Origin of the sequence: Paenibacillus profundus, assembly GCF_021369635.1 — a bacterium.
In the GTDB taxonomy this organism is placed as follows: Bacteria; Bacillota; Bacilli; order Paenibacillales; family Paenibacillaceae; genus Paenibacillus_B; species Paenibacillus_B profundus.
On sequence record NZ_JAJNBZ010000024.1, the window covers coordinates 32,911 to 44,941 of the forward strand.

The 12,031-nt window shown below is 47.7% G+C and carries 12 protein-coding genes and 1 riboswitch; of the genes, 10 read left to right on the forward strand and 2 right to left on the reverse strand.

Going from position 1 to position 12,031, the window contains the following annotated elements; genetic code table 11:
* Nucleotides 1-9 precede the first annotated feature (9 nt).
* The 9 genes from LQV63_RS22465 to LQV63_RS22500 all read left to right on the forward strand — a co-directional run bounded on the left by LQV63_RS22465 (nucleotide 10) and on the right by LQV63_RS22500 (nucleotide 9,769).
* Nucleotides 10-2,319, forward strand: coding sequence for a DUF5704 domain-containing protein (locus LQV63_RS22465; protein ID WP_233698384.1), 2,310 nt, complete (start codon nucleotides 10-12; stop codon nucleotides 2,317-2,319).
* 638 nt (nucleotides 2,320-2,957) lie between these two features.
* Nucleotides 2,958-3,965 carry a hypothetical protein gene (locus tag LQV63_RS22470; protein WP_233698385.1) on the forward strand — a complete coding sequence of 336 codons (1,008 nt, stop codon included), beginning with the start codon at nucleotides 2,958-2,960 and terminating at the stop codon, nucleotides 3,963-3,965.
* A 78-nt stretch (nucleotides 3,966-4,043) separates the two neighbouring features.
* Nucleotides 4,044-4,149: riboswitch (TPP riboswitch) on the forward strand.
* Between the two features lie 334 nt (nucleotides 4,150-4,483).
* Nucleotides 4,484-5,119: a thiamine phosphate synthase gene (locus LQV63_RS22475; RefSeq protein WP_233698386.1), complete on the forward strand. Its 636-nt coding sequence runs from the start codon at nucleotides 4,484-4,486 to the stop codon at nucleotides 5,117-5,119.
* 29 nt (nucleotides 5,120-5,148) lie between these two features.
* A complete protein-coding gene (gene thiO / locus LQV63_RS22480) occupies nucleotides 5,149-6,348 on the forward strand; it encodes a glycine oxidase ThiO (protein ID WP_325175911.1) in 1,200 nt (399 codons plus the stop codon).
* Between the two features lie 15 nt (nucleotides 6,349-6,363).
* A complete protein-coding gene (thiS, locus tag LQV63_RS22485; RefSeq protein WP_019423886.1) occupies nucleotides 6,364-6,567 on the forward strand; it encodes a sulfur carrier protein ThiS in 204 nt (67 codons plus the stop codon).
* Nucleotides 6,567-7,355 carry a thiazole synthase gene (locus tag LQV63_RS22490; RefSeq protein WP_233698388.1) on the forward strand — a complete coding sequence of 263 codons (789 nt, stop codon included), beginning with the start codon at nucleotides 6,567-6,569 and terminating at the stop codon, nucleotides 7,353-7,355. Before thiS ends, LQV63_RS22490 begins: the two co-directional genes overlap by 1 nt.
* Nucleotides 7,356-7,557: 202 nt before the next feature.
* Nucleotides 7,558-7,689, forward strand: coding sequence for a hypothetical protein (locus tag LQV63_RS31550; RefSeq protein WP_267934155.1), 132 nt, complete (start codon nucleotides 7,558-7,560; stop codon nucleotides 7,687-7,689).
* Nucleotides 7,690-7,713: 24 nt separating this feature from the next.
* On the forward strand, nucleotides 7,714-8,928 hold the full coding sequence (chrA, locus tag LQV63_RS22495; RefSeq protein WP_233698389.1) for a chromate efflux transporter: 1,215 nt from the start codon (nucleotides 7,714-7,716) through the stop codon (nucleotides 8,926-8,928).
* Nucleotides 8,929-8,995: 67 nt separating this feature from the next.
* The gene (locus LQV63_RS22500) at nucleotides 8,996-9,769 is read left to right on the forward strand and encodes a winged helix-turn-helix domain-containing protein (RefSeq protein WP_233698390.1); all 774 of its coding nucleotides are present in this window, start codon (nucleotides 8,996-8,998) and stop codon (nucleotides 9,767-9,769) included.
* Here the strand turns inward: LQV63_RS22500 and LQV63_RS22505 are convergent.
* The gene (locus LQV63_RS22505; RefSeq protein ID WP_233698391.1) at nucleotides 9,766-10,416 is read right to left on the reverse strand and encodes a C40 family peptidase; all 651 of its coding nucleotides are present in this window, start codon (nucleotides 10,414-10,416) and stop codon (nucleotides 9,766-9,768) included. The genes LQV63_RS22500 and LQV63_RS22505 overlap by 4 nt on opposite strands.
* 182 nt (nucleotides 10,417-10,598) lie before the next feature.
* The gene (locus tag LQV63_RS22510) at nucleotides 10,599-11,261 is read right to left on the reverse strand and encodes a thiamine diphosphokinase (protein WP_233698392.1); all 663 of its coding nucleotides are present in this window, start codon (nucleotides 11,259-11,261) and stop codon (nucleotides 10,599-10,601) included.
* A gap of 236 nt (nucleotides 11,262-11,497) precedes the next feature.
* Between LQV63_RS22510 and LQV63_RS22515 the strand changes: the two genes are divergently transcribed.
* Nucleotides 11,498-11,983 carry a low molecular weight protein-tyrosine-phosphatase gene (locus tag LQV63_RS22515; RefSeq protein ID WP_233698393.1) on the forward strand — a complete coding sequence of 162 codons (486 nt, stop codon included), beginning with the start codon at nucleotides 11,498-11,500 and terminating at the stop codon, nucleotides 11,981-11,983.
* Nucleotides 11,984-12,031: the final 48 nt, after the last annotated feature.

The following is a 12,031-nucleotide window of genomic DNA, read 5'->3' on the forward strand; positions in this document are numbered from 1 at the left end:
TTGTAATAGATGAAGAAATTTTGGTGTACGTTACTTATTGTTACAATACTATTTCCTTCCTTTCTCTCTATAATTCATGCAGCAGATAGAATAAAAATAGTTGATGGAGTAATAAATTTTATAACAGAAAGCCAAAAAGCAGCAACGAATATCAAGTATCGCACTACCGGATTTATGATACATCGGGAACCTCGATGTGAACCTGGCAAAGCACAATGTGACCCACGTTCTAAAGGCCCAGTGGGCATTATCGACCGGCTTGAACAAGTCGATGAGAAAGATCTTGGCAACGGGGTGTTAAGAACAAAATTTAAAGTTCCGGAGGAGGTTGCCTCTAAAGCATTAGGTGAAGCAGGTCTAGAAGAAATTCGTGAAGGTGACACGATATACATTTCCTCTATTTTTGACGTGTTACATTGGGGAATACCGACAGGGGTAAGATATTATGACTTACAGGGTATTAAAAAGGCGGAAACGTGGGCGAACGATAGAGAATTTGGCCAATTTTATGATATTCAAGTAAAATACTCTTCTTTTTTTCCGTCATACTCCATAATTAAATTATCTAATGGCTCGGAAATCAATCGTAAAAAGATTGAAAATCAGAGTCTGCCAATTCATTTAAACTGGCCAGTCGGCTCGACTATCTCACATACATTTGAGAAAGAAATAGACCATAACGGGAAGAAGTACAAAATATATAAATCATACATACAAGGTGCTCGTAAGCCGAACGAACAAAGGTTCCAGCAGGACGGCGATCCGGATACGAATCCGAAACTGACACAAAGGAATTACACGGTTAGCCTCGGAGGGACGAATGTGGTTGCCGTTTATAAAGAGTTTGGAGGTCCTCCACCAAACCCAAATCCAGATCCCGATCCGAAGCCCGATCCTAATGGACGTTGTACAACTCCTACACGAGGTACACCGATAGAGGCGAAAACGATGGTTCCAAAGGTATCGGCAAAGATTTTGGCGGACAACCGAGGAAATGAACGCTTCGACGTATCTAGGGGCATTCCAACATCAGAGGCGCTTTACGCAAATGCAGTTGCTCTTAATTATTTGTTCCAGAACAAGTTTGTTCCAATGAGTGGGATTTGCACCTATGAAGTTCCTGTTACGAAGACGTTCACGAAAACATGGACCGAATCCACTAAAGGGCCTGATGGAAAAACAAATTCGGAAGAAATGGAAGAGGAAGAAACGGTAAGTGAAACTATCACGGTGAAGCGCCCATATTCATACTGGGTCATTGACAACTTGGAAGTGTATAAAATCCGTCAAGCCGAGCTGCGAAATGTAGCATTGCCTAATAGCAGCGTTACATTGGAACCAACGGGATATACTCCACCTGACTTCGAGGTAGCTCGAAATGGAGGGGTTGCAGGCGAACCGCACCCTCGCTCTATCACTCTACCGCCGCAAACGGTAGGGAAAAATTTGCCGACTTACTCTGGAGCGTTCAAGTCGGCAGCGGAGCAAGCAATTGGGAAGGTAAAGGTACGCAACGATTCGCTCATTTTCAAGGGGAACACGGTAATGAATGGAGATGTGACGGATGAGCGTGGCCCCACGCCAGGCTCGATACCGCTGCCGTTTCTAATCAATGAGAACGTGTTGTATAAGGATCGCCAACTGATTGAGAGTCATAAGGCTAACGCGAAGGATGTGTCGAGCACGGGCACGATCTATTACGATCTCTTACCGAACAATATCAATGGCGGTTCCGATCGGCAGTTCCCGATAAACGGTATGAACACGATTACGATACATACCCCTGTCTTATTATATGCGATGGCATCCGATGATAGAGAGCATAATCAAAAAACAAAACCGAATCTGAATCGCTCGTCTTTCATTTTGGATCGGCCGTTCACAGTATACATGCCGACAACTGGAAAACATCTAGACATACCGGGATATGGGGAGCGGGATTTCCAGAAGTATTTTCGATCAAAAGAAGTCAAATTCCCATTTGACGCATACAGTGCGGATCGATCGCAGTTCTTTCCGAAAAGAACATGGATAAGTATTCCAGTTTCACAAGAACGAGCGGATTTTTCCCTGCCGGTATGGGTGGACGAGGGAGACTATACTATTGAGTTCCGATCAACAGCAGAGAACGCGCCATCTGACGTAGCGGCTCAACGAAATGCGAATCTAGATCTAGCGCACCATCGAGCTGCGGACATGATTCCGATCGAAGTGATCGGTCGTCTATATGATTTTAAAATTACCGACATCAGCGACTTCAATTGGGGTGCGACAAGTTCTGCTATAAGCGTAGCATTTAAGCGAAAGGCAGGGGTTTAGCAATCAAACCTAACTTTGTAACTGAGGATGGGAATGAGGGAACCATGTACACCAACACCATCCCGCGAATACTCCTGCGCGCGCTGTAATAGACAGGTTACAGGGTGTGAAGCACAGGTAGAGTCGGCAGAACGAAGGCTAGAGCCACTTGGTTAGAGAAGGTATGCCAACGGATATGCCGGGCGGCTGAAAAACTGACTATGGTGAGGATGTTCAGACCGAACTGACGAACTGCTGAATGTACGGGTCTAAATGAGAACGATATGGAAACATATAGGCTAACTATACGTTAGCGTGGGTGGCGAAAAGTACAAATCCCAGTTAGGAAATTCGCTATACCGAACAAGGGCGGTATCCAACCCACAGGCTCATAGGCAGCACCTAAGGTCAGCATGGATAGCTAAGTTACAAGGTACTTGGAAAGCAAGGAACGTCGCAACAAGGGCTGTCACCCTAGGCGGTTGCTATAAGGCGTAAGCTGAAATGAATTTATCCTTGTGAGGGTAGGGGAACGACTGATGAAATATCTGTAATGGGTATGGAGGAACAGCCCTAAGTCTACTCTTGAATGGCCGATCGTGTTCTGCTGCGAGTAGATGGGGCGCCGTATGAGTTGAAAGACTCACGTACGGTGTAGAGTGGGGGAAAAGCCGGAGATTGCATCAAACGCTTACCTATCACTACAGGCGGTATTTCGTAAGCAAAAAGGGAATAAGGAACATACGGGTGCGTACTACTGGGTAGGTGATCGCAATATCGATGGGGATCCAAGAGGGAGTGGGGTTCCGCACGTGCTGCCGGTGCGCCAAGGAAGCCATTCGAATTCAGGCTATAAAAATATCGCAATAAAGACGGGATATCATTTCAAGTTTGACTTAAAGACAAAAGGGAATATGTTCGGGCCACAGGACAGCATTCGAATCCAACCGAGCTTCTACTTCGTGGACAAGGACGGCAAGAAACGGCAAAAAGTGAACGTCTACTATCATACGGAACAGCGGAAATTTGTGAAAATTGGGTCGCAACACGATACCGTTAAGCGCAATGTTGTACTGGACGCCCGATTGCGCACCATGGATGCACAATCCATTGTCGACACAGCCGCAGCCTATTACAACCTGCACGGAAGTCAGATGACAAAGAGCCAACAGGTCTACATTAGGGAATGGGTGCAGCGGGCCAAAAAGGAAACTAATATTGGTGGATACCACTTGATTGGTTTGCCGAAAGAGCTGCGCACTTTTCTGGGACCGCTCGCCATTCCGCAAGGAGTCAATCCGTCACGAGCCTTCGCTTCGATTCAGCAATGGTACGGTGAGTATAACTTGCCATCCAAATTATATATCGTGCCGGAAGGTTATGATCTGAGCCGTCAGTTTCATTTTGATGACAAAGCTCCGTTCTTCTTACGGAACGGTTATCTGATAGTCAACTTTAACATCGAGACCATCCGGAATGGAGAGTTGAATCTTCCGCACCTGCAATATATTGATGCTCCATTAACGAATCAATGGAAGCGTGAAGGTTTTAACTATGAATTTACAGATCCTTATGGAATCACATTCCGCCTTCTTGACGGAGACGTGTTATTCTATCATGCGGACCGAGCTTCTACAGATGATTTCGGAGTAACGGGAACACATTAAGGACATAAAGGAAGAAGTTCTTTCCAATTGTTTTGTTTCATGTTACACTAACGTTGCATTGCACATCATGAATATTGCATCCATCACTAGGGGTGCCGTGATTCGGCTGAGATGAAGCGCAGGCTTCGGACCCTAAACACCTGATCTGGGTTATACCAGCGTAGGGAAGTGTGGATTGATTGGGTCATCCTTGCTCATGACTGGTTACATAAGGCTTGAGAATCGTGTAAGTCTTGGCTTGCTCAGCAGTAGATATATGCTAGAGGTGCTATTGCAGCACAATGCGCGATTTTTTGTTCGCGGCATTCTCTGGAGGATATATTGTTTTTGAATGCTTGGCATGGCACATGAACACGCACGCCTTTCTCCTTTCACCGGTACATCTAGCTCGGTCCTACTTTCAATCAAAGCCACTCTCTGCGGGAGAGTGGCTTTTTATTTTGTCCTCGTGACGGATGGATGCTTGCAGCACGTTAGCGATACTCAGTCAATATCCGATCAAGAAAGGATAATTTCCTATGATAATCCCGTGGTTGCATGCGGTTACACCCGAATGCGAGTCCATTCTGGAATGTGTCCAGATCGCGGTAGACATACATCCTTATGTCGATGCCATCCATGTTAGGCAGAAGCAGTGGACCGCGCGCATGATGTGGGACGCAGTAGAGCAGTATCGGGAAGCGGGGATTCCTCAGCATAAACTCATTGTCAACGACCGCGTGGATGTGGCTGCCGCTGCGAATTTGCGTGGCGTACAGCTGGCATACCATAGCCTGCCCCCGCATGCGGTGCGCGCCGCGTTCGCTCAGCTTCTGATGGGTGTCTCCGTGCATGACGAACGAGAAGCAAGGCAAGCAGAACAGCAAGGCGCCGATTATATCATCTATGGTCATGTCTTCCCAACAGCATGCAAGCCAGGACGGGAGCCAAAAGGGGAGGAAGCACTGAGGCGCTGCAGACAAGCGATTACGATTCCCATCGTAGCCATCGGTGGAATTACTTATGACAACATCGGAAAGGTGATCTCGGCTGGTGCTTCTGGTGTGGCGGTCATGTCCGGCATCTGGCATGACGAGCATCCTGCACTATCTGCTCGACGGTATAGAGAATCATTAATGGCTGCCGTTCAAGGCACTTCAATGCTTCGGTCATAGAGAGATACACATTTGTCCACCATTACATTGTGCGGGAGGAGAAAAAAATGTCTTATACCACTCACCAGTCGCAGACAACGGATATGCTTATTGTCGGCGGCGGCGTCATTGGTTGTGCTATCGCATATGAACTGTCCAAGCGAGGTATGCAAGTCACTCTGCTGGAGCGCGGCCGTCTTGGGCTTGGCACGACATGTACAGCAGCGGGCATGCTGGCACCTGTCGCAGAACGGTTCAAACATAAGGGCCTCGGATCATTTGCTCGTCTAAGCCTAGATTATTTCTCTATATGGGCAGAAGAGCTGTGGGAGCAGTCGCACGTTGATATTGAGCTTCGCAAGAGAGGACTGTTCATTCCTGTCGGTTCTGCTGAAGACGTGCAAGACATTCAGAATGAGTTGCAGCAGACCAATACATATTCGAATGAAGGTGGTATCGATTCAGGTGGCATCCGATGGCATCCTTCGTCACAAATGATGAAGATGGAACCGAGGTTGAGCTCTGAACTGCAGGGAGCTTTCTTCCTTACAGATGAGGGGCACGTCTCACCAACGAAATTGACATTTGCACTCGCAAGAAGTGCGGAGCGTTACGGAGCCAGAATAGTGGAAAGCCAGACAGTTACCCATATTCTACACAAGAGCGGCCGAGTCATTGGGGTGGAAACGTTAGGCCAGAGTTGGCATGCGGGCGCCGTCATTATTTGTTCCGGCTTGGAAAGCGGTATGTTGACGAGAGATTTGGGCGTTGATCTTACTTTTTATCCGGTGCAAGGGGAGCTTGCTGTCGTACGCTCTCATGCTTTACAGATGGAGTCTGTTGTTTATGGAAACGGAACTTATATCGTACCTAAAAGCGAAGGGAACATCTATATCGGTGCTACATCTCACGCGATGCGGTATGACCGGACCGTGAAGGTGGGAGCGATACAGCGGCTTATAAGTCAAGCCACTTGTCTTGTTCCTGCATTGGCAGAAGCGGAATGGATACAAGCTTGGGCTGGTCTGCGTCCGGCTACAACAGACGGACTGCCTTTCATCGGACCTGTGAAAGGATACGATGGCCTGTGGCTTGCTGCAGGACATTACCGCAATGGAATATTGCTCAGCGCCGCGACTGGGATCGGGTTAGCGCAATGGATAACGGACGGAGTTCAGCAGATGCCTTGGCCGGTGATGACACATTTTGCTCCGCAACGCGCCCAGGTTCGGGCCTTGGAATTTAGCTAAGGAGGCGTTACGCATATGCAGATTACTGTGAATGGTGAAGTAATGGAATTGCCTGAGATGACAATGACGGTACAGCATCTGCTCGCTCATCTTCAGATGGAGAACCGGATCGTCGTGGTGGAGTTGAATCAGAGCATCGTGCATAAGTCGGACCATGCCAAGACGGGCTTGGCGAACGGAGACCGCGTGGAAATTGTACATTTTGTAGGAGGGGGATAATGATGAATTCTGATGAGTCGAAATCGTTATGTATCGGTCCCTATCGTTTTCAGTCCCGTTTGCTGCTTGGCACGGGGAAGTACCCTAATTTTGACATCCAGCGCAAGGCGGTTGAAGTGTCGGAGGCAAATATTTTAACATTTGCTGTGCGAAGAATGAACGTGTACGATCCGGCACAACCGAACTTTCTCGAACTGTTGGATTTGAACCGATATACGCTGCTGCCGAATACAGCAGGGGCCGAGAACGCAGAAGAAGCGGTCCGCATTGCTCGCTTGGCCAAAGCATCTGGCTTATGCGACATGATTAAGGTCGAAGTAATCGGGGATTGGAAGACGCTGCTTCCCGATCCAATCGAAACCTACAAAGCTTGCGAACTATTGCTGCAAGAAGACTTTATTGTGCTTCCGTATATTTCGGATGATGTCATTCTTGCTAAGAGGCTCGAAAAATTAGGCGTCCATGCAGTTATGCCAGGGGCCTCTCCGATTGGCTCGGGTCTTGGCTTGGTAAACTCGCTTCATTTATCTTTCATCATTGAACAATCTGAAATTCCGGTTATCGTGGATGCAGGAATCGGTACACCCGGGGATGCGGCGAAAGCAATGGAACTGGGGGCAGACGGAGTTCTGCTCAACACAGCTGTAGCAGGAGCAGGCGATCCGGTAAAGATGGCCGCGGCGATGAAACTGGCGATTGAAGCGGGCCGAATGGGGTATGAAGCGGGTCGAATTCCGATGAAACGCTGTGCTACAGCGAGCAGCCCGTTGGAAGGTATGATTCGATGAGCGCTGCGGGCGTCGCGATTGCTTCACAGAAAATGTGCATGATGGCAAGCTTGAAGATTGTGTAAAGATATTGCTTTCATCTGGAATAACATGCTATGAATTTAGAGAGTAAGCATCTGACTCCAGCTTGATGGCGGCGGAACGTCTTCGGCTTGCACATCGTCTTGCGGCGGCTAGTCGTCAAGCGTAGGTTTCATTTATCGTGAACGATGTTATGGAGCTGGTGTTAGAGGTTGGGGCAGACGGTATCGCGGTTATCCATGCGGTTGTGGAAAGGGCTGACATAAGGCAAACGGCAGTGAAGTTCCGTCTAGAGCTGGATCGATGCAACTAATTTGTACATCATGGGAGGCTTGTCATGCCGAGTGCATCGAGACGCGTATGGGATACGTTTGTGGCGGCATTACATTTAGGACTGACGTCCTTCGGAGGTCCGATCGCGCATATTGGGTATTTTCGCAAAAAGTATGTAGAACAATTACGTTGGATCAATGACAATCAATTCGCCGAATTGAATGCGCTGTGTCAGATGCTGCCGGGTCCTTCCAGCAGTCAGCTTGGCATTGGCATCGGTATGATCCGGGCCGGCTGGTTAGGCGGCATTGCGGCTTGGCTCGGCTTTACTATGCCTTCCGCATGCTTGCTGATTGCATTCGCTCTCGGCCTAGGCTGGCTTCCTGACGATATGCCGGGCTGGCTTCAAGGCTTGAAGCTGGTCGCGGTGCCGATTATTTTTCAAGCGCTATGGGGGATGTCGAAGCAGCTGACACCAGATCCGGCACGAGTCACGATTGCCATTGCCGCAGCAGCGGGGGCGTTGTTTGTTCCGGGAATGTACGGACAACTGGCGATTATCTTGATATCTCTCATCGTTGGAGTGCTTCTGTTCAGAAAGCATGATGACAACGGACAGCAAGAGATCGCAGCAACTCCATCGCAAGCGACTGAGCCTGACAATCATTTACACCGGACGGCTGCACTGTTTTTGCTTGCCGCATTCTCTGGGCTATTTCTCGTATTGCCATGGCTAAAAACAGCTTCATTCCAAGTCATTACTCAACTGACCGACATGATGTACCGCACAGGCTCCTTAGTATTCGGCGGCGGTCATGTTGTGCTGCCGCTGCTCAAAGAAGAACTGGCGCATGCGGGATGGCTTAATGAGTCCATCCTTCTGGCGGGCTATGGAGCGGCTCAAGCCGTTCCCGGGCCATTATTTACTTTCGCCGCTTTTATCGGCGCATCATTAGCGCCGGGCTGGCTAGGAATTGGATATGCGTGCATTGCAACTTTATTTATATTTCTCCCGTCGTATTTATTAATAGGCGCAACGCTGCCGTACTTGGATCGCCTGCGGCAGTGGCGCGGTGTTCGTGCAGCGCTTAAAGGCGTGAATGCCGCCGTCGTCGGATTGCTGCTGGCCGCGCTGTACAATCCGGTATGGATTACATCTGTGCACGGCCCCGTACACTTTACCATCATTTTGATTGGCACGTTATTATTGATAACTTGGAAGCTCCCGCCTTGGGTCGTCGTGCTCATGTGTGCGATTTTAGGGGGATTGATGCTTTAAGTTGGGGGAGTTAGGGACAGAATGAGGATATAGAGAAATTATATAATTCCTTTACTGAGGTCAGCAAATGTCTAAATCCTACATTCTCATTCATGTTCACCCCGGCAACTCGTATACGAACCATATTCAGACGTGGTTTCAACAATGGATGGACGGACCGATAGAACAATTGCTATGTGACGAATGGCAGTGGGCTGTCATTCAAGAGGCGCTGCGGGAAAGGCTGCAGGAGACACTTCGAACTCATTCTCACCTTAAATATGTCGTGATTGCGTTAAGCTTGGATAAGTATACAGATAATGATGAGGGACTTCTTGAGATTCCTCCGCAGCTTCAAGCGCTCTTCACGATGGAGGTTCATTATGTAAAAGGGGCCGTTATTCTGATAGTGCCCAATGCGGTGCCCGCCGGAATCTACGCTGCTTTACAGCATGGATATAATGATATTATTCGTTTTCCGTGCCCGGTTGAGGAGTGGGATGCACGCATAGGGCGGGCTTTTAGCACAGAGCTGAAACAAGAGACCAATCAAGTCATTGCAATCGGTGATCTATCCATTGATATAGAGCGCAAACGAGTAACCAGGGGAGAGCAACCCGTACCTTTAACTCCAAAGGAATACGAATTGCTCTTATATATGGCATTGCGGACGAACCGCATTTGTTCTCGTGAGGAATTGCTGCGCGAAGTGTGGCATATGGCCTTTGACGCGCAAACCAATATCGTTGAAGTGTATATTAACTATTTGCGCCGCAAGATCGATCGCGGACACGGCTGGAAATTCATTCGTACGGTGCGGGGGCATGGATACCGCATGGAAAGCCCCGAAGCAACAATCTAGCTTGCTTTAATAGGTGTGCCGGAACGCTGCATGGAAGATTTCGCACGTGCAATAATATCGTCGTTCACAATTCTTCGTGCCGTAACGTACGTATCATCCCAATCCTTCAAATCAGAGTAAGTGACACCGGGTTTACCGAATGTATGCAAAATTTTCCCGTTTCCGGCATACATGGCGACGTGGGCAATTTTTCCTTTACCGCGTCTTCCGGTAGCAAAAAAGAGCAAATCTCCTTTTTTCAGTTCGCTGCGCTGCACTTTTTTTCCTACGGTAGCCTGTTCATAAGAGGCGCGCGGCAAGTCAATTCCTTGCTTCATGTACAGAAAGTGCATAAAGGACGAGCAATCAAATACTTTTGTCGTTTCAGTAGAAGCGCCAAATTTATATTTTACACCCAAATAATTATCACCGAGATTAATCATCTTCGCAGCAACTGTATTAGTAGTTGTCGTATTGTTTGAACCATTATCGTATCCGTCATTTGGATAAAGCTCAAATCCATCCCAGTAGGAGGATGCGTTCGTGTTCGTTGCGGCAGGTGCGGCTTCAATACGGGGAGCATTGTAAGCGCTCACCCCACTGAGCAGAGTGGCGATAGACATGATCGCAATAAGGCGCGTCCAACGTTTAGTAGTGGATTTTGTCATGAGTGTCAATCCCTCCGTATACGTTTTTGATTACATCCAGAGTATAGCAGAGGATATATAACCAAACCCACCCTCTAAAATTTAACTCCCTAAAATAAAATCAGGCTCCATCAACATGTAATCGATTACATTAAAGTTAGATGAGAAATGACAATTTGTAACCATTAAAAAAACCGCGAAAGCTAATCGCGGCTGCACATGACGAGCAAATACCCGTCTGTAACGGTAATTGTAACTTCTTCATTAACAAATTCATTGCTTATTCCAAGTGATTGGCCGATCTGCAAGGTTGCATTCGTAAGAGGGTATGCGAAGCCTTCCAATGTGATGCCGGTGACAACGCTGCTGAGCGGTAATAAAGAGATGTACGGAAAGGGCTGGCGCGTCAATGTAAGAGCTGAGTTAGTTATCATAATTAAATTGTGGTCATCTACAATTCGGCAGGCTACTCCGGCGTCAAGAGCTTTGCGCAGCAGGTGGATATTGGCCAATGTATGATCCAGGCGAGTTCCGGTAACGCCACACAGCGTAATTTGCTCGGGAAGCCACTCAAGTGCGATGTTAAAGGCGAGCTCCGTGTCCGTGTAATCCTTGTCAACGGCGTCAAAATCGATATATTGTCGACTTTGTTCTCGAATCCATATGCGCTCATTTTCCTGAACGGAGTCAAAATCGCCTACCGCCAGGTCAGGCTGAATGTGATGTTGAATGAGAAACAGCGCGCCCCGATCGGCGCCGATTACATAGTCGGCCGTCTTAAGCAGAGTTAGCATGGAATCGCCTAATTGCCCCCCGGCATAAATGATGACATGCGATGGCCGAGGCTCAGGTGTATGTATCAACATGTTTCGTACCGTCCTTTTCTAAAAAGCATAAATAATGATTCACTATAATCAATACATCGCTTCTAAACATTACAATATTAAGTATAGCGGATTTTTGCAACACCACCAATGACATGATGTCGATTTAAATAGAAATTTGCCAAAGGAAGCTGACGTGCCGTAAAGTATAGGTGCGTGTTCAAAAAGGGATTTTAGAATAACCTCTATAAGATATATTGATATAAGGAGGATGAAGGATGGTACAAGTGTTGTTCGTCTGTCTAGGAAACATATGCCGTTCACCTATGGCTGAAGCGGTATTACGACAAAAGATTAAAGACAAGGGGTTGTCTGAACAGCTCGTAGTGGACTCTGCTGGAACCGGAGATTGGCACATCGGGAAACCGCCGCATGAAGGAACCCGCGGTATATTAGATAATCAAGGAATCTCCTATAGCGGAATGAAGGCAAGACAACTCCATCCGGATGATTTTCAACAATTCACCTATATTGTGTGCATGGATCGCAGTAACGAAAGCAATGTTATGAACTGGGAAGGGGCGTCGAGCAAGACATCGACTGTGATCAGATTCATGTCATTGCTACCGGAAGAGAGCGTAGAAGATGTTCCAGATCCGTACCATACAGGAAATTTCGATGAGGTTTATCGCTTGGTGTCTTCGGGCTGCTCCAAGCTGCTTGAGCGGATTGTACAAGAACAACATTTGCTGACCACAATGTAGAGGAATGTAATGGTGCAGCAGTGACATACGTCCTTGTATGCCGCTGCT

Excerpts from the sequence above, each read along its gene's own strand:
- LQV63_RS22465 (WP_233698384.1), top strand. The coding sequence starts at position 10 with ATGAAGAAATTTTGGTGTACGTTACTTATTGTTACAATACTATTTCCT.
- LQV63_RS22475 (WP_233698386.1), top strand. The coding sequence starts at position 4,484 with ATGATAATCCCGTGGTTGCATGCGGTTACACCCGAATGCGAGTCCATT.
- thiS (WP_019423886.1), top strand. The coding sequence starts at position 6,364 with ATGCAGATTACTGTGAATGGTGAAGTAATGGAATTGCCTGAGATGACA.
- LQV63_RS22490 (WP_233698388.1), top strand. The coding sequence starts at position 6,567 with ATGATGAATTCTGATGAGTCGAAATCGTTATGTATCGGTCCCTATCGT.
- chrA (WP_233698389.1), top strand. The coding sequence starts at position 7,714 with ATGCCGAGTGCATCGAGACGCGTATGGGATACGTTTGTGGCGGCATTA.
- LQV63_RS22500 (WP_233698390.1), top strand. The coding sequence starts at position 8,996 with ATGTCTAAATCCTACATTCTCATTCATGTTCACCCCGGCAACTCGTAT.
- LQV63_RS22505 (WP_233698391.1), bottom strand. The coding sequence starts at position 10,416 with ATGACAAAATCCACTACTAAACGTTGGACGCGCCTTATTGCGATCATG.
- LQV63_RS22510 (WP_233698392.1), bottom strand. The coding sequence starts at position 11,261 with ATGTTGATACATACACCTGAGCCTCGGCCATCGCATGTCATCATTTAT.
- LQV63_RS22515 (WP_233698393.1), top strand. The coding sequence starts at position 11,498 with ATGGTACAAGTGTTGTTCGTCTGTCTAGGAAACATATGCCGTTCACCT.